The organism is Enterobacter nematophilus (assembly GCF_026344075.1).
Lineage (GTDB): Bacteria > Pseudomonadota > Gammaproteobacteria > Enterobacterales > Enterobacteriaceae > Enterobacter > Enterobacter nematophilus.
The window spans coordinates 340,843-358,378 of record NZ_JAPKNE010000004.1 but is presented as its reverse complement, the minus strand read 5'-3'; the positions used below and the strand labels follow the sequence as shown (position 1 = coordinate 358,378).

The window sequence follows — 17,536 nt, the reverse complement described above, 5'->3', positions numbered from 1 at the left end:
TGCAACTAATATTTATTAGCTAAATATTATCAGTAAGAGGACGCGTAATGAAAGAGCAGTGGAGCAGGGAGCAGGCACAGGCGTGGTATCAGCAAAAAGGCTGGCTGTGCGGGTTTAACTATCTGCCGTCGACGGCGGTGAACTGGACGGATATCTGGCAGGAGGAAACGTTCGATGCCGCCACTATCGAGCGCGAGCTGGGCTGGGCGGCGGACGCGGGCTACAACACCCTGCGCATCAACCTGCCGTTTATCGTCTGGGAGCACGACCGCGACGGGCTGATGGCGCGTATCGACCGCTTTTTGACGATTGCCGACGGTCACGGGTTCAGCACCATGCTGACCCTGATGGACGACTGCGGCTTCTCCGGCGACGAGCCGTACCTCGGCCCGCAAAAGCCGCCCGTACCGGGCAAGCATAACAGCCAGGCGGCGGCGAGCCCCGGTCGCGATAAGGTGTGCGATCCCGACTGCTGGGGAGACATTGAACGCTATATCCGCGACGTTGTCCGCCAGTTCCGCGACGATAAGCGCGTGCTGCTGTGGGATCTGTACAACGAGCCGGGCAACCGCGGCATTTTCGCGACGGGCACGCAGGAGGTGCAGTACGACGCGAAGCTGGAGTCCTGCGCCCACGCGCTGATGAAGCTGGCGTTCCAGTGGGTTCGTGAAGAAGATCCGACCCAGCCGCTCACCGTCTGCGCGTGGCGCGTTCCGCCGCAGGAGGAGGACGAGACGTTCTTCCAGCACCCGCTGGACCAGACCGCGCTGGCGCTCTCGGACGTGGTGAGCTTCCACGCCTACACCCACACCGGGCGGATGACGGCGATGATCCAGCAGCTGCAAAAGCTCGGCCGGCCGCTGTTCTGCACCGAATGGCTGGCGCGCCACGTGGGCAGCACCATCGAAGAGCAGCTTCCGATGATGTACATGGCGAAGGTCGCGCCGTACCAGTGGGGGCTGGTGCGCGGCAAAACCCAGACGTGGCTGCCGTGGCCGGTGGTGATGAAGGAGTCCACGGACTACTGCCGCCTCTGGTTCCACGACGTGTTTGAGGAGAACGGCATTCCGTTCTCGCGCCGTGAAATCGCATTAATGCAGCAGCTGCGTAAGATCGCCCCGAAAGTTCAGGGCTAATAATATCGACCCGGCGGTCCACCGCCGGGCAACCAGGCAGGCATATAACAATGGCAACGACAATGAAAATACCGTCTCGCGAGTTGTGGTCTTATTTTGGCTATGGTTTAGGTCAGTGTTTTAGCTTTGGTTTAGTGGGTTCGTTTATTAACTATTTTTACACCGACGTGCTGGGGATCTCGGCGCTGGCGGCGAGCACCATCTTCCTGATTGCCCGCGCGTGGGATGCGGTTCACGATCCGCTGTTTGCCAGCATTATGGACACCATTAACAGCCGGTTCGGCAAGTTTCGCCACTTTTTGCTGATCGCCCCGCTGCTGATCACCGGCGTCACGCTGCTGTCGTTCTATAAAATCGAAGCGGACATGACCACCAAAATCCTCTACGCCGGGGTGACGTATATCCTGTGGGGGACGCTGTACGCCATCTCCGATATCCCGTTCTGGTCGATGTCGTCGGTGATGACCAACGACTCCGGTCAGCGCACCCGCGCGGTGACGGCGGCGATGCTCGGGGTCAACGCGGGGATCGCCTGCGCCAACATCTTCTTCCCGAAGCTGGCGGCGTTCTTCGCCCAGTACAGCAACGATAAAGGCTACTTTATGGCGGCGCTGGTGATGATGCTGGTGGGTCTGCCGCTGATGCTCAACGGCTTTATGCAGATCAAAGAGCGCGTACCGCCGAGCCCGGAGAAGGTGACTATCCGCGACACCTTCCACAACCTGCGCCAGAACAAGCCGCTGTTTATCGTCCTGCTGTCGTTCTTCTTCTGCGTATTTCACAACGTGGCGGGCGGGCTGTATATCTACTTCTTTATCAACAACCTGGGCGACGGCAGCCTGCAGATGGCGATTGGCGTAATGGGAATAGTGGCGGCGGTGCTGTGCCTGGTTGCGCCGATGCTGACGCGCCGGATGCAGAAGCGGAAGCTGTTTATGATCCTCTGCGGGCTGGACGTGGCGGTGCGCGTGGTGATGTGGTTCGTCGGGTATCAGCAGGTGACGATGCTGTTTATTCTGCTCGGCCTGAGCACGCTGTTCGTGATGATGACCAACATCCTTACCTCGTCGATGATTGCCGACACCATCGAGTACGCGGAGTACCACACCCACAAGCGCTGCGCGGCGATCACCTTCTCCGGGCAGACCTTTACCGGCAAGATGTCGGTGGCGGTGGGCGGCGGGCTTATCGGCGTGTTTCTGACGATGATCGGCTACGTGCCGCAGGCGCAAATTCAGAGCGACGGCGTGCTGTCGGGGCTGTTCTTTGGGATATGTTTGTTACCGGCGATAGGCTCGCTGATCCGAATGGGCTTTATGTCGCGCTTTACCTTTACCGAGGAGAAGCATGCGGAGATTTGTCGGCTGCTGGCGGAGCGGAACGCGTCTGCGAAAGCGCCGGGTGGCGGCTGCGCCTTACCCGGCCTGGAAAAAATTACAGCGACTTCACAAACGTCAGCAGATCTTCGTTGAGCTGGTCCTGGTGGGTCAGCGCGAAGCCGTGCGGGGCGTTGTCGTACACCTTCAGCGTGGCGTTTTTGATCATCTCTGCCGCCAGCTTGCCGGTGCTTTCAAACGGTACGATCTGGTCGTTGCTGCCGTGGATCACCAGCGTCGGCACGTCAATTTTCGCCATATCCGGGCGGAAGTCGGTTTCGCCGAACGCGGTCACGCAGTCGATAGTGCCCTTCAGTGACGCCAGCAGGGCGATGTTCAGCGTCTGGGTCAGTGCGCCTGCGGATACGGTCTGCCCGGCGTTGGTGCCGTAGAACGGGGTGGCGAAATCGCTGATGAACTGGGCGCGATCTTTACGCAGCCCGTCGCGAATGCCGTCAAACACGCTCTGATCCACGCCCTGCGGGAAGGAGTCGGATTTACCGAAGATCGGCGTTACCGCGCCCAGCAGCGCAAGCCCGGCGACGCGTGAGCTGCCGTAGTTGTTGATGTAGCGCGTCACGTCGCCGCCGCCCATGGAGAAGCCCACCAGCGTCACGTCGCGCAGGTCCAGGGTGGTAATCAGGTCGTTGATGTCGGACGCAAAGGTATCGTAGTCGTAGCCGTTCCACGGCTGATCCGAGCGGCCAAAGCCGCGACGGTCAAAGGCGATGGCGCGGAAGCCGCGCTCCGCCAGGTAGTTCAGCTGGCTGTCCCACATGTCTCCGTCCAGCGGCCAGCCGTGGCTGAAGAGAACCGGTTTGCCCGCGCCGCAGTCTTTGTAGTAAATCTGCGTGCCGTCTTTTGCCTTAAACGTTGCCATAGTGTCTTCCTCTACAGGTGATGGTTATGGTTATACCGGCGCGACCAGATAGCGAATTGCCGGTGATGTTGTGCCCTGATGAAAAGCCAGAACGCGGCTCTGCAGCAGGAGGTCATTCATGGTGTGGCGCTCCTGCTGGCGCAGATGCTCAATCCAGGAGCCCATCAGGAAGGTCTCGATAAACAGACCGGGGCGCTCAATATCTTCGTACACCGCCCAGCTCATCGCCCCGGCGCGGCGGCGCACCCGGCGCAGCTCGTGCACCGCCTCCAGGAAGGCTTTCGCGTTCTGCGGGTCGATGATGTACTCGTGCGATACCAGCACCGGGCCGCGCTCGTTCGGCAGGTCGATCTCCACGCCGTCCAGCGGCTGGCCGCTGAGGTCGAGGTTCAGATCGGGATCTTTCTCGAGCTTCCAGCGGAACACCGTTGCGCTTGCCAGCACCATGCCCAGCGTAGCGACCACCAGCGAGGTCGGGGTGCCAAACTGCGAGGCGATCTGCCCCCAGATGGCGCTGCCGGTGGTCATCGAGCCGAAGAACACCGTCAGGTAGACCGCCAGCGCGCGGGCCTTCACCCAGCGGGCGGCGCTGCGCTGTGCGCCGAGGTTGAGGGTGGAGAGCACCGCAATCCACGCGAAGCCGGTGAAAAATTCAAACAGGTTCAGCAGCCAGACGTGACGCACGAACGCCAGCGCCAGCATGGTGAGGGCAAAGGTCAGGCTGGCGGCCACCATCAGGCGGTCGGCGTTCAGCCGCTGGCGCAGGCGCGGCAGCAGGATCGCCCCGGCAATCGCCCCCAGGCCGATGCAGGCCAGCATCACCCCGTAGCCCGCCGGGCCTAAGCCCAGCTCGCGACGCGCCACCAGCGGCAGCAGTGCCCAGCCCGCGCTGCCGAAAACGAAGAAGGCCACCGTGCGTACCAGCACGTTGCGCAGCACCGGCGCGGCGTGCACGTAGCGAATGCCGGAGCGCACCGCAGAGAAGAAGTGCTCCGGCGGCAGACGCTGCACGGACGGCGCCGGACGCCAGCGCCACAGCACCCACGCCACGCCGACCACGGACAGCGCGTTTAGGGCAAACACCATCCACGGCCCGGCGAGCGACAGCAAAAAGCCGCCCAGCGCGGGGCCTATCGCCCGGCTGATGTTCACCCCGAGCGAGTTCAGCGCCACGGCGGCACCCAGCTCCGGCTTGCTCACCAGATCGGGCACCACGGCCTGGAACGGCGGCGAGCTCATCGCCGCCCCCACGCTCAGCAGGAACGTCGCCACCAGCAGAACGGTAGGGGTAACGTGCCCGGTAAAGGAGAGCACCGTCAGTACGGCGGCGGCGATAAACACCCACAGCTGGGAGAAGAGCAGGTATTTACGCCGGTCGACGATGTCCGCCATCACCCCGGACGGCAGGGCGAAGAGGAACATCGGCAGGCTGCTGGCCGCCTGTACCAGCGCGATATCCAGCGGATCGGCGCTCAGGGTTAGCATGCTCCAGTTGATGCCGACGTCGCTCATCCATGAGCCGACGTTAGAGACCACCGTGGCGATCCACAGCATGCGGAACACCGGCTGGCTCAGCGGCTGCCACGGCGAAACCGCCTGCGCGGGCGTCGTCTCGACGTGTGCGTCGCGAACGTCGTTAACCTGGGTCATGCGAACCTCTCCGCTGCCTTACGCTGCAGCCGCCACTGGCCCGGCCCGGTGAGGGCGAGGGTGGTGAAGATAATCAGCAGCAGCCAGCCAAACTGCCCTTCGGCAATCGACCAGTTCGGGTGGACCGCCAGCATCGCCACCAGCAGCACGGCGATAATCGGCAGGCACGCCAGGCGGGTGTACACGCCCGCAATGATAAACAGCGGGCAGATCACCTCGGCGACGATCGCCGGGATCAGGCTTGCATAGGGCCCGAAGCCGAACGGATCTTCAATGCGCGTCAGCTCTTCGCTGAAGTGCAGCACCTTCGGCAGGCCGTGCACGTAGAGCAGCAGCAGGCTGCCGGTCAGGCGCAGGAAGAACAGCCCCAGGTCGACCCTGGGCGGAGCAAAGGTGTTTTTCATCAGAATGCAAAGCAGCTGCAGCCCAGCGCCCCCCAGAAAGCGTTATCGTCGGACACCGGCATCTCTGACGTGCGGGCGAAATCATGCTGGTGGCTGTGAACCCCGCACGGGCCGCTGCAGTGGTGAATTGGGTTCATGCCAACGCGTGCGGCCTGCGGCGGCGCGCTGCGGTAGTGGCCCGGCACCTTCACCACCGGGGACCACTCGGGCAGAACCGGAATGGCCGGCGGCGCGAGCGGGCCAAAGCTGCCTGCGGCGTAAACGATATCGCCGTTCACCACCGTCAGGACGGACTCAATGCCCTTGATCTCCTCTTCCGGCACGCGGAAGTAGTCTTTGCTGAGCACCGCCAGGTCCGCGAGCTGGCCGACCTTGATCTGCCCCTTCTGGTTCTGCTCGCTGGAGAACCACGCGCTGCCCTGGGTCCAGAGCATCAGGGCGGTGTCGCGGTCCAGACGGGCGCTGTGGTCGTACATCTGCATCCCGCCGACGGTGCGGCCGGAGACCAGCCAGTAGAGCGCGGTCCACGGGTTGTAGCTCGCCACGCGGGTGGCGTCCGTCCCTAAGCCCACCGGCACGCCGGTCTCGAGCATTTTTGCCACCGGCGGCGTGTGGCGGGTGGCTTCGATGCCGTAACGCTCGGCAAAGTACTCGCCCTGGAAGGCCATGCGGTGCTGCACGGCAATGCCGCCGCCCAGCGCTTTGATGCGGTCGATATTGGCCTGCGTGACGGTTTCCGCATGGTCGAAGAACCAGTGCAGGCCGTTGAACGGAATGTCGCGGTTCACCTTCTCGAACACGTCCAGCATGCGGCTGATGGACTCGTTATAGGTGGCGTGCAGGCGGAACGGCCAGCGGTGCTCCACCAGGTGGCGCACCACGCGCTCCAGCTCGTCCTCCATGCCCGGCGCGAGGTCAGGACGCGGCTCGAGGAAGTCTTCAAAATCGGCGGCGGAGAAAACCAGCATTTCGCCCGCGCCGTTGTGGCGGAAGAAGTCGCTGCCCTGGCCCGGCGTGAGCATGTCGGTCCATTTTTCAAAGTCCTCCAGCTCGTGGCCCGGACGCTGGGTGAACAGGTTGTAGGCGATGCGGATGGTCATCTGCTTTTTCTCGTGCAGCTCGGCAATCACCTCGTAATCTTCCGGGTAGTTCTGGAAGCCGCCGCCCGCGTCGATGGCGCTGGTCAGCCCCAGACGGTTCAGCTCGCGCATAAACTGGCGGGTGGAGTTAACCTGCTGCTCCAGCGGCAGCTTCGGCCCTTTGGCCAGCGTGGCGTAGAGGATCATGGCGTTCGGACGGGCGATCAGCATCCCGGTCGGGTTGCCGTTGGCGTCGCGCTGGATCTCGCCGCCCGGCGGGTTTGGCGTGTCTTTGGTGTAGCCGACCACCTTCAGCGCGGCGCGGTTGAGCAGGGCGCGGTCGTACAGGTGCAGGATGAAGACCGGGGTGTCCGGCGCGGCGTCGTTAATCTCGTCCAGCGTCGGCATGCGGCGCTCGGCAAACTGGAACTCGGTCCAGCCTCCCACCACGCGCACCCACTGGGGCGATGGCGTGCGCAGGGCCTGCTCCTTGAGCATGCGCAGGGCGTCGGCCAGAGACGGCACGCCTTCCCAGCGCAGCTCAAGGTTGTAGTTCAGCCCGCCGCGAATGAGGTGCAGGTGCGAGTCGTTCAGGCCGGGGATGGCGGTGTGGCCTTTTAAGTCGACCACCTTGGTGCCGTCGCAGTGGTGCTGCATCACCTCGGCGACGGTACCCACTTCAAGAAATTTTCCGTCGCGCACGGCAACGGCTTCCGCGACAGGATTCTCGCGATCGACGGTGTGAAACTGGCCGTTAACCAGAATAAGATCGGCTTTACCGAGGGTAACCATAACTGCTCCTGACTGAGAGGGGGAATGGTCAGGATTATGGGAACCGGTTTCGGCAAAGATCCAGTTATACAATAGGATAGGTATACCAAAGTATAACTATACCTAAGGTTAACTATACGAAGAGATAATTACGCGCGGCGACGGAAAACCGCAGGATGAGGGTGACTTTATCGTCGTGGCACTCACGGCGATTTCTACCCTTAACCACTGGAAAATGCTATGACCTCTTCAAAGCTCGAAGTGTTAACCCCTGCGAACTGTCAGATCATCTTTATCGATCACCAGCCTCAGATGGCGTTTGGCGTGCAGTCTATTGACCGCCAGGTGCTGAAGAACAACACCGTGGCGCTGGCAAAAGCGGCCAAAGTGTTCAACATCCCGACCATCATCACCACCGTAGAGACCGAAAGCTTCTCCGGTAACACCTATCCGGAGCTGCTGGACGTCTTCCCGGGCCAGGACATTCTGGAGCGTACCTCAATGAACTCCTGGGACGACCAGAAGGTGCGCGACGCGCTGAAGGCTAACGGCAAGAAGAAGGTGGTGGTTGCCGGCCTGTGGACCGAAGTGTGCAACAACAGCTTTGCCCTGTGCGCGATGCTGGAAGGCGACTACGAAATTTATATGGTGGCGGACGCGTCCGGCGGCACCTCCAAAGAGGCCCACGACTTCGCGATGCAGCGCATGATCCAGGCGGGCGTGATCCCGGTGACCTGGCAGCAGGTGATGCTGGAGTGGCAGCGCGACTGGGCGCGTAAAGAGACCTACACCGCGGTGATGGATATCGTGCGCGAGCACTCCGGCGCGTACGGCATGGGCGTGGATTATGCCTACACCATGGTGCACAAAGCGCCGTCTCGCCAGAAGAGCGAGCACCGCACCTTAGCGCCGGTCCCGGCTCGCTAAGTTCCGCTGGCGGGCTGGTCCCTCGTCCGGCTCGCCGCTGCCTCTTTCTCTGGAGTTCACAATGAGTACTGGGCTGATATCCCTTGCCGCAGGCGTGTTGATTGGCCTGATGTATGCCGTGCTGAAGGTGCGCTCCCCCGCGCCGCCCGCGCTGGCGCTGATTGGCCTGCTGGGGATGCTGGCGGGTGAAAAGGCGACGCGCCATCTGTTATCCCGCGACGGCACGCCGCCTCCTCAGGTGACGGTTCCGCAGGTTAAATCGCAGACGGGAGCGTCGTCATGAAAGCATGGATAATTTCGCTGGTGTGCGGCGTGGTTGCTGGGGTAATTTACGCCCTGCTCGACGTTCATTCCCCGGCGCCGCCGGTTGTCGCCCTGCTTGGCCTGTTTGGCATGCTGGTGGGTGAACAGCTCATCCCGGTGGGACGGCGTTTACTGAGTCGCGAACCGCTTACCCTTGCCTGGTTTCGTCACGAATGCGTGCCGAAAATCAGCGGCACGGCGCCCCCCGCGCCCGCGAAGGACGATCGCGACGTTTAATGATTTTTTTGAGGAAAGACAGCATGACGCTGCCGTGGCGCATTGCCATCATTGATGACGAACGTTCCGTCCGCAGCGGGCTGAGTAATCTCCTGGAGTCGGAAGGCTATGCCGCCGACGCGTTTGATTCGGCAGAGGTGTTTCTGAGCCATCCGCTCGCCCTGTCCGGCGCGGCGCTGGTGATTGCCGATATCAAGCTGCGGGGCATGAGCGGCCTGGAGCTGTATGAAAAGCTGCGGCTGCTGGCCGTCCCGCCGCCGCCCGTGATCTTTATCTCCGGTCATGCTGATGAAAATATGCAGCGGTACGCTCTTAGCCTGGGCGCCGCTGCATTTTTGCGTAAACCCATTAACATCGATATTCTGCTGGATCATATACAGCGGGAGCTGGCCCGCCGACGATAAGGATCGCGGATGAACGAACACGAGCAGCCTGCATTCTGGCCCGCCCAGGGGAATCTTCACCAGGGGCGGGTTTTTGTCCTTAAAGAGGATGTGATTTTTACCGTGCTGGCGCAGGAGGGCGGTATCTCCTGGATGAACGCGCGCCATCCCCATTCCGGCGGCTCGTTTATCATTGCCACCGCGGTGAGCGACGAAGAAGAGGAGCGGGCCACCCGGCTGCTGAAAAACGAGTTTGCCCTGCGCGACGTGCTGCAGGACAGCTGGGCCATCCGCGCCGTTGCCTCCACCCAGTACCGGGGACGCTTCGCGCTGGTGTATGCGCCGTTTTCGTTTGAACTGCTGGCGCGGCGCGCGGGCAGGGCGATCTCTGGGATCTCGCGCTTTATCGAGCTGGCGATCCAGATCTGCGCTCCCCTGCGCCAGATGCACCTGCAAAACCTGATCCACGGCGATATCAAGCCCGGCAGTATTTTTGTTCATCACGATGCCACCTGCCGTCTGGGCAGCTTTGGCCTCTCCTGTAGCCTCTCCGGTGCCTTCTCCCAGACCCGGCTTGCCGTTTCAGGCGGAACGCCCGCCTATATGTCGCCGGAGCACACCACCCGCACCCGCCGCCCCGTTGACGGCCGCAGCGATCTCTACAGCCTCGGCATGGTGCTGTATGAACTTCTGACCGGACGCCTGCCGTTTGAGCTGGGAGAGCACGATCAAACCAACTGGGCGCACTACCATATTGCCTCGGAGCCGCTGGCCCCGGACGTGATTCGCCCGGACGTGCCGGGAATGCTGTCGACCATCATCCTCAAGCTGCTGGAAAAGCATCCCGATAACCGCTACCAGACGGTCGACGGGCTGATTGCCGACCTCCGCCGCTGCCAGGCGACGCTGACCTGCGAGGGCGAGATCGTCGCCTTTACGCCCGGCCAGCAGGACCGCACCCCGGCGCTCCATCTGGCGGACACCCTGTTCGCGACGCACCCGCAGGCGAATGACGTCATTGCCGCGTTTGAGCGGGTGGGGCAGAGCATGGTGCCGGAGCTGGTGACGATCGGCGGGCCGTCGGGGATCGGCAAATCGTCCATCATCGCGACGGCGCTCAAAACGCTGCAGCAGCGTCAGGTATTGCTGGCGGTGGGGAAAGTCGATCAGTTCTCTCCGTCTTTGCCCTACGGCGTATTAAGCTCCGCGTTCCGCACCCTGACGCTGCACCTGCTGGGGCTGCCCGCGGAAGACGTGGCGAAGTGGAAAATCCGCCTGTCCCGCGCCCTGGAGGGGTACGAGGCGCTGGCCGTCAGCCTGGTGCCCGAGCTGGGGCTGCTCCTTGAGAGCAAGCCGCGCTTCTCGGCGGATACGTTTTCCATTGATGCCCGGGCGCGCTTCAGCCATATGGTGCTGGCCCTGGTGAAAACCTTTGCCACTCAGGGCTGCCCGCTGGTGCTGGTGCTTGACGATCTTCAGTGGAGCGACGCCGCCAGCCTGCACACGCTGAAACATCTGCTGGTGACCTGCGGCGCTATCCCGCTGCTGCTGGTGGTGGCCCACCGCGATATCGGTTCGTTGTCCGAACCGACACTGCAACAGCAGCTGGCGAGCCTGCCGGAGGCGGCGCAAAACGCGACTGAAATTATCCCGCAGGCGCTGTCCGTGAAGGCGGTGGCGCGCTGGCTGGCGACGATATTTCGTGCCCGCAGCGCGGCGACGACCGACCTCGCCACGCTGATCCACGAGAAAACCGGGGGCAACCCGCTCTTTGTGCACGAGTTTTTCCGCCGCATCGTGGATGACGGCCTGGTGGTGCACAACAAATATCAGGACAAGTGGCACTACGATCTGCAGGCGATCCGCGCCCGACACTACACCGAAAACGTCGTTACCCTGGTGCTGGAGCAGCTCGAAGAGATGCCAGACGAGACGCGGCGCCTGCTGGGCAGCATTGCCTGCCTCGGCGGCGCGGGCGAACTGGAGATGATATGCCGCGTGGTCGGTGTGTCGGTGGCAGAAATTCGCTATGCGCTGCACCCGGCGGTGATGGCCCAGCTCATCGTGCTGACGGAAAAAGAGTACGCCTTCACCCATGACAGGGTGCAGGAGGCCGCCTTTGCGCTGCTGGATCGGCATGAGAAAAGCCATCTTCACCTGACCACCGCCAGCCTGCTGGCCGACGCCGCGCGTCAGGCGGCGGGGAACGAACTGCTGTTCCGCGCCGTTCATCACGTCACGGCCGCGCTGGACAGCATTCAGCCCGCGCCGCAGCGGCAGATGTTCCGCGAGCTGAGCCTGCTGGCCGCGCGACGGGCGAAGCGCACGGGAGATTATCTTTCGGCGCTCGGCTACCTCCAGACCGCCAGAGCGTTGGGCAACGCCGGGGCGGTGTCAGACTTTATGCTTGATATCGAAGAGGCGGGCTGCGAGTTTGCGCTGGGGCACCTGGAGCGGACCCGCGAGCTGTGTGACGCCATTCTCGGCTGCCCCGGCGGGCTGACCGAAAAGGCGCTGGCGGCCAACCTGCTGGTGGAGGTGTACACTCGCCAGTCGGACAGCCGTCTGGCGCTGGAGGCGGCGCTCTGCTGGCTGGGCATTTTTAGTATTCAGATTGGCCGCCATCCGGAAGACGCCGACTGCGACGAGGCCTGGGCGCTCTTTTGCAACCGCACGGGCGACGCGCCGCAAAACCTATTTGCCCAGCTCTCGCGAATGGATAACCCGGAAACCGAAGCGGTGATGAACCTGCTCTACAGCGCCAGCATTTGCGCCAGCTTCATCTGCCCGCGCCTGCATTTTTTGCTGCTCTGCCGCATGATGCACCTCACCCTCGACCACGGCATCACCGGGGCCTCCACCACGGCGATGGCCTGGTTTGGCGTGCTGATTGGCCACCGCTACGCCGAGTATCGCCTCGGGTTCCAGTACGGCACGCTGGCCCGCGAGCTGGTGAACCGCCACGGCTACGACGCGTTCGAAGCCAAAACCCTGCTGCCCCTCGACCAGCTCAGCGTCTGGACCCAGCCTTTGTCGTTTACCATCGAGTGCGCAAAAGCCTGCTTCACCGCCGCAGTTACTCACGGTGATATGACGGTGGCCTGCTTTGCGGCCTGCCACCAGGTGATAAACTTCCTCTCACGGGGCGATCACCTGGACGGGGTGTTGACCAGCATCGATCGCGGCCTGGCGTTTGTGCGTAAAACCCACTTCCAGGACGTTGAAACCATATTGATGCTCCAGCGCACCTTCGTGGAGTTTTTGCGCACGCCGACGATCGGCACCTGGACCGCGTCGCAGGCGCTGCCCGAGGCGCTGCTTCCCGCGTCGCCGGAGCAGGCCCCGGAGCAGACCTCCACCATGCTGTTCTGGTACTGGCTCTACCGCGGCATGGCGCACTTTACCTGCGGGGAGTATGCCGACGCGCAGGCGGATCTTGAGATGGCGGGCTGGTACGCGTGGTCTGCGCCGGGGCACATCCATCTGCTGGATTACCATCTTTACAGCGCGCTGGCGCTCTCCCGTCAGCTGACGCCGGAGACGTTTTCGGCAAACCACCGCCGCAGCATTCACGCTCACTACGACAAAATCGCCCTCTGGGCGCGCATTAATCCCGGCACGTTCGCGGATAAAGAGGCGCTGATCTACGCCGAAATTGTCCGTCTGGACGGGATGAACAGCATTGCGCTTGAGCAGTACGAGAAGGCGGTCCGGCTCTCCCGCGAGGGCGGCTTTAACCCGATTAACGCCCTGGCCCACGAGCTGGCGGGCCGCTTCGCGCTGGCCTGCGGCTACCCGACCGCGTCAGACGCGCACTTCCGCGGCTCAATTGCCGCCTGGGGCCGCGCGGGCGCGCAGGCCAAGGTGCGCCAGCTGGAGCAGGATTTCCCGCACCTGCTGGCCTCCGGGCAGGCCAGCGCCTATGACACGGTGGCGTTTGCCCAGAACGAGACGATCCGGGATCTGCAGAGCGTGATCAAAGCTTCCCGCGCGCTGTCGGAAGAGATCAATCTTGAGCGCCTGATTGAAAACCTGATGACGATCCTGCTCGAACGCGCCGGGGCGCAGCGCGGCCTGCTGCTTCGCGTGAGCGATAACCTGATCCCGGAGATCGAGGCCAGCGCCTGGACCAGCACCGACGGCGTGCGGGTGCGGATCCTGAAAGACGTGCCGATGGCGACCGACATGCCGCTGTCGGTGCTGGCCGCGGTGATCCGCACCGGGCAGGAGATCCGCACCGGCAGGCCGGAGGAGTTTCACCCCTTCAGCCAGGACCCTTATCTGGTGACTTCGGGAGCGGCGGTGATGTGCGTCCCGATGTTCAAACAGGCGCGGCTGGTGGGCGTGCTCTACCTGGAAAACCGCCTGATGCCGGAGGTCTTCACCGCCGAGCACTCGCGCGTGGTAAGCCTGCTGGGCGCGCAGGCCGCGGTATCCCTGGAGACGGCGCGGCTCTACGCCGAGCTGCTGGCGGAGAACATTCAGCGCCGCCGGGTGGAAAAAGAGCTGCGCGCCAGCCAGACCTCGCTGATGCTGGGCGAGCAGATCAGCCACACCGGCAGCTGGCGCTGGGAGCTGGAGCAGGATCTGATGTTTGTCTCGGAAGAGTACGCCCGCATTCTCGGCCTGCCCGACCAGCAAAAGATGATCTCCATGGCGGAGTTTTTGACCTTCGTTCACGAGGACGATTACGCCCGCATCAGCGCCATCGTCACCCAGAGCGTGCGCGACGGGCTCTCCATGCGCGCCGAGTTTCGTATTAAGCGCACCGACGGCTCGACGCGCTACATCCTCGGGATTGGCGATCCGGTGGGGGTGGGCAGCGAGGTGAACGAGTACTACGGCATTATCACCGATATCACCAGCCAGCGCGCCGCGGAGGATGCCATGCGGGTGGCGCAGGCGGATCTGGCGCGCGTTTCCCGCGCCACCACCGTCGGGCAGCTGACCTCCTCCATCGCCCATGAGATCAACCAGCCGCTGATGTCCATCGTCTCGAACGCCGGGGCGAGCCTGCGCTGGCTCAGCCGCGAGCCCGCCCGCCTGGATAAAGTGCGTGAAGGGCTGGAGGAGATCGCCGCGGAAGGTGCGCGGGCGGGGGAGATCATTCGCAGCATCCAGTCCCTGACGCGCAAGCAGGATCCCACCTTCTCGCGCATCGACATGCACTACCTGATCCGCCATATCCTCACGCTTTCCCGCAGCGAGCTGGAGCAGAGACACATTAGCGTTGATTATCTGTTGAACGCCAGCGACAGCTTTATCACCGGGGATAGCGTGCAGATCCAGCAGGTGCTGCTGAATCTGGTGATGAACGCGGTAGAGGCCATGGCCGAGGTGAAGGATCGCGCCAGCACCATCATCCTCAGCACCGCCAACGCGGACGGGAAAGTGATTGTCGAGATCGCCGATACCGGGAGCGGCATTGAGCCCGAGCGGCTGGAGCAGATTTTTGACTCGTTCTACTCCACCAAGCCGCAGGGGATGGGGATGGGGCTGACCATCAGCGCCAGCATCATCGAGCGCCACTGCGGGAAGCTGAGCGCGCGCCGCCGGGAGCCGCACGGCACGGTGTTTACCTTCGCGCTGCCGCTGGCCGCGCAGGAAGGATAAACGTTACTCCGCGGGCTGGCTTTTGGTCAGGCGCTCAACGGCCCTGACCAGCTCGGCCACGGAGCGCACCTGCATTTTTTCCATCACGCGGCGGCGGTGCACCTTCACCGTGATCTCGCTGACGCCCAGCTCGGCGGCTATCTGCTTGTTGAGCTTGCCGGTGATGGCAAGCTCAAGCACCTCGTGCTCGCGCGGGGTGAGGGACAGATGGCGCTGCTTCAGGGCGTAGTGCTCTTTATTGCGCTCGGCGTTGTTTTCCGCCAGCTGCAGCGCGGACTCAATGGCGTCGATCAGCGCGGCGGATTCAACGGGCTTGGTGAGAAATTCGTACGCGCCGCCTTTAATGGCGCGCACCGACATCGGGATAGTGCCGTGGCCGGTGAGAAAAATAATCGGGATCTCGCGCCCGCTGTCTTTGAGCGCGTCCGCCACCTCAAAACCTGAGATGGCGGGCATTTGCATGTCGAGGATCACGCACGACGGCAGATCCTCAAACCGGTGTTGAAGAAATGTTTCTGCTGATGAAAAGCCGATGGCGTTCAGTCCCGCTGATTCCAGCAGCCCGATTACGGACTGCCTGACCGCGTCATCGTCATCAACCACATACACAATGTGTTCCATTCACCGCCCCGGTGCTGATTTAAATGTCGAGGATGCAAACAGTCCCAACGGTGACGTAAGAGACTGTTTATGCTGACTTTCATCTTAACACATTAAATATCATTATCATTTAACAATATGATAACCATATGAAGTATAGCGAGCCGGGACGGGGGCGGTGAAGGAACGAAACGCTGTTTTTATGCACCGACAAGCTCAATGCGGTTGCCGTCCGGGTCCGCGATCACCGCTTCATAGAAGCCGTCCCCGGTCATGCGCGGGGCGCTGAGCAGCGTGCCGTTGGCCTGTGCCCGCTCGGCCATGCTGTCCACTTTTGCCTTGCTGCCGACGTTAATGGCGATATGCGCCCAGCCGATAAACTCCGGGTGCGACGGGGCGTCGGGCAGGTCCGGCAGCGTCATCAGCTCCAGGGTCGGCCCGTCATCCAGGGTAATAAAGTGGGATTCAAACCCCGGACGGTTTTTGCTGACGTAGCGTTCGTTACTGCGGCCATTAAACACCGTTTCCCAGAACTGAACCTGGGCCTCAAGGCTGCGGGTCCAGAGTGCGACATGTGCAATTTTCATTGTAACCCTCGTTGTTTGTATTGCGCGGTTATGCAACATTATGCGCATTGATACTCGATTAGAAATTTCAAAGGACTTTCAATGCTCGATTATGCAGCTTTTCCTGAACAGCGACAAGAGCGGATCCGACAGATCCTTCAGGAGAGCGGAAGGGTGGTCTGTACCGAGCTGGCGAGCCAGATGAACGTGTCCGAGCACACTATTCGCCGTGATTTACATGAACTTAGCAAAGAGAGGTATTGCAAAAAGGTCTACGGCGGCGCGGTGCTTCAGCTTCCGGATGCGGGCAGTTTTTTCAGCCGCGAGCAGAAAATAAGTGCAGAAAAGCACACAATCGCGCAGAAAGCTGCAACGCTGGTTCAGGCGGGCGGGTGCATTTTTATCGACGCGGGGACGACAAACCTGGCGCTGGCGAAGGCCCTTGCGGCGGATCTCAACGTCACGGTGGTGACCAATTCACCCGCCATTGCCGCGGAGCTGCTGCATCATCCGCTGTGCGAGGTAATCATCACAGGCGGGCAGATCCAGCGAGCGTCCGGCGGAACGGTTGGCGCCACGGCGGCGAGCCAGATCCAGGGCATTATCTTCGATCAGGCCTTTATCGGCGGCTGTGCGATGGATCCTGAGGCGGGGCTTACGGGGTTTGATTTTGCCGACTGCGAGTTTAAAAAAGCCGTGATTGCCCAGAGCACCCAGACCATTGTGGCCCTGACCGCAGACAAGCTTCCCGGCGTCGCGCGCTTTGTGGTCGCGAAGAGCCGCGACATTGATCTGCTGGTGGTGGAAGAGGGGATGGAACAGGGCGTTTTTGACGCGCTGGCGGCGCAGGATGTTCGCATTGTGTGCGCCTGAGGACTTTCACGGGTAAAACAGGCTACACTCTGGTTTTGAGCGCTAAATGCTGAGGACGTAACAATGCACTACACACTGAAAGAAAGCGACAAGGACAAAGCGGAAGGGTCAAGCGGCGCGGGCGCTCTGCAGCAAAAACTGCTGGAGTCCCGTTCGATTGTCATCTCCGGTGAGATCAACCAGGAGCTGGCGCAGAAGGTGATCACCCAGATGATCCTGCTGCAAAGCGTCAGCAACGATCCGATCAAGCTGTACATCAACAGCCAGGGCGGCCACGTGGAAGCGGGCGATACTATCCACGACTTCATCAAGTTCATTCGTCCGGAAGTGCACGTCATCGGCACCGGCTGGGTGGCGAGCGCCGGGATCACCATCTTCCTGGCGGCGAAAAAAGAGCACCGCTACTCGCTGCCGAATACCCGCTTTATGATCCACCAGCCGCTGGGCGGCGTGCGCGGTCAGGCGACGGATATTGAGATCGAAGCGCGCGAGATCATCCGCATGCTGGAACGCGTGAACAAGCTGATCGCTGACGCCACCGGCCAGCCGCTGGAGAAAGTGAAGAAAGACACCGACCGCAACTTCTGGATGTCGCCGGCGGAAGCGCTGGACTACGGCATCGTGGGCAAGCTGATTACCCATTATGACGAGCTGAATCTGGATTAAGCTTTACCGCCTTGTACGTGTCGGGTAGCGGTTTCGCCTTACCCGACCTACGCGCGCTCGTTTGACCCATGA

At 62.1% G+C, this 17,536-nt stretch carries 15 protein-coding genes; 9 read left to right on the top strand and 6 right to left on the bottom strand.

Features of this window, described 5'->3' with window-relative positions:
* Window positions 1–47: 47 nt before the first annotated feature.
* On the top strand, window positions 48–1,136 hold the full coding sequence (locus OSH03_RS14235; protein ID WP_266179379.1) for a cellulase family glycosylhydrolase: 1,089 nt from the start codon (window positions 48–50) through the stop codon (window positions 1,134–1,136).
* Between the two features lie 50 nt (window positions 1,137–1,186).
* Window positions 1,187–2,608, top strand: a complete 1,422-nt coding sequence (locus tag OSH03_RS14230) for an MFS transporter (RefSeq protein WP_266179378.1) — start codon at window positions 1,187–1,189, stop codon at window positions 2,606–2,608.
* On the opposite strand, the gene OSH03_RS14225 is transcribed toward OSH03_RS14230, so the two are convergent.
* Genes OSH03_RS14225 through OSH03_RS14210 form a run of 4 tightly spaced genes read right to left on the bottom strand, consistent with a single transcriptional unit; the run spans window position 2,571 to window position 7,317 of the window.
* Window positions 2,571–3,392, bottom strand: coding sequence for an alpha/beta fold hydrolase (locus OSH03_RS14225; protein WP_248058302.1), 822 nt, complete (start codon window positions 3,390–3,392; stop codon window positions 2,571–2,573). The genes OSH03_RS14230 and OSH03_RS14225 overlap by 38 nt on opposite strands.
* Window positions 3,393–3,422: 30 nt before the next feature.
* A complete protein-coding gene (locus OSH03_RS14220; protein WP_266179377.1) occupies window positions 3,423–5,042 on the bottom strand; it encodes an MFS transporter in 1,620 nt (539 codons plus the stop codon).
* Window positions 5,039–5,446, bottom strand: coding sequence for a DoxX family protein (locus OSH03_RS14215; RefSeq protein ID WP_032642739.1), 408 nt, complete (start codon window positions 5,444–5,446; stop codon window positions 5,039–5,041). The genes OSH03_RS14220 and OSH03_RS14215 overlap by 4 nt, the downstream gene beginning before the upstream one ends.
* A complete protein-coding gene (locus OSH03_RS14210; protein WP_192981864.1) occupies window positions 5,446–7,317 on the bottom strand; it encodes an amidohydrolase in 1,872 nt (623 codons plus the stop codon). Before OSH03_RS14210 ends, OSH03_RS14215 begins: the two co-directional genes overlap by 1 nt.
* 219 nt (window positions 7,318–7,536) lie before the next feature.
* Between OSH03_RS14210 and OSH03_RS14205 the strand changes: the two genes are divergently transcribed.
* From OSH03_RS14205 to OSH03_RS14185, 5 genes are all read left to right on the top strand, one after another.
* Window positions 7,537–8,223, top strand: a complete 687-nt coding sequence (locus tag OSH03_RS14205; protein WP_023331928.1) for a hydrolase — start codon at window positions 7,537–7,539, stop codon at window positions 8,221–8,223.
* Between the two features lie 61 nt (window positions 8,224–8,284).
* The gene (locus OSH03_RS14200; RefSeq protein WP_266179376.1) at window positions 8,285–8,506 is read left to right on the top strand and encodes a DUF1427 family protein; all 222 of its coding nucleotides are present in this window, start codon (window positions 8,285–8,287) and stop codon (window positions 8,504–8,506) included.
* Window positions 8,503–8,763, top strand: a complete 261-nt coding sequence (locus OSH03_RS14195) for a XapX domain-containing protein (protein ID WP_010427264.1) — start codon at window positions 8,503–8,505, stop codon at window positions 8,761–8,763. Before OSH03_RS14200 ends, OSH03_RS14195 begins: the two co-directional genes overlap by 4 nt.
* A 23-nt stretch (window positions 8,764–8,786) precedes the next feature.
* Window positions 8,787–9,167, top strand: coding sequence for a response regulator transcription factor (locus tag OSH03_RS14190; protein WP_253540519.1), 381 nt, complete (start codon window positions 8,787–8,789; stop codon window positions 9,165–9,167).
* A gap of 9 nt (window positions 9,168–9,176) precedes the next feature.
* The gene (locus OSH03_RS14185) at window positions 9,177–14,759 is read left to right on the top strand and encodes a trifunctional serine/threonine-protein kinase/ATP-binding protein/sensor histidine kinase (protein WP_266179374.1); all 5,583 of its coding nucleotides are present in this window, start codon (window positions 9,177–9,179) and stop codon (window positions 14,757–14,759) included.
* Window positions 14,760–14,762: 3 nt separating this feature from the next.
* On the opposite strand, the gene OSH03_RS14180 is transcribed toward OSH03_RS14185, so the two are convergent.
* Both OSH03_RS14180 and OSH03_RS14175 read right to left on the bottom strand, forming a co-directional pair.
* Complete coding sequence (locus OSH03_RS14180; protein ID WP_061099372.1) at window positions 14,763–15,380, bottom strand: response regulator transcription factor; 618 nt, start codon at window positions 15,378–15,380, stop codon at window positions 14,763–14,765.
* Window positions 15,381–15,559: 179 nt separating this feature from the next.
* Window positions 15,560–15,946, bottom strand: a complete 387-nt coding sequence (locus OSH03_RS14175) for a VOC family protein (protein WP_266179373.1) — start codon at window positions 15,944–15,946, stop codon at window positions 15,560–15,562.
* Window positions 15,947–16,027: 81 nt separating this feature from the next.
* Here OSH03_RS14175 and OSH03_RS14170 point away from each other — a divergent pair, with 81 nt between their 5' ends.
* Both OSH03_RS14170 and OSH03_RS14165 read left to right on the top strand, forming a co-directional pair.
* The gene (locus OSH03_RS14170; RefSeq protein WP_266179372.1) at window positions 16,028–16,798 is read left to right on the top strand and encodes a DeoR/GlpR family DNA-binding transcription regulator; all 771 of its coding nucleotides are present in this window, start codon (window positions 16,028–16,030) and stop codon (window positions 16,796–16,798) included.
* 63 nt (window positions 16,799–16,861) lie between these two features.
* Window positions 16,862–17,464 carry an ATP-dependent Clp protease proteolytic subunit gene (locus OSH03_RS14165; RefSeq protein WP_266179371.1) on the top strand — a complete coding sequence of 201 codons (603 nt, stop codon included), beginning with the start codon at window positions 16,862–16,864 and terminating at the stop codon, window positions 17,462–17,464.
* The last annotated feature ends 72 nt before the right edge of the window (window positions 17,465–17,536 follow it).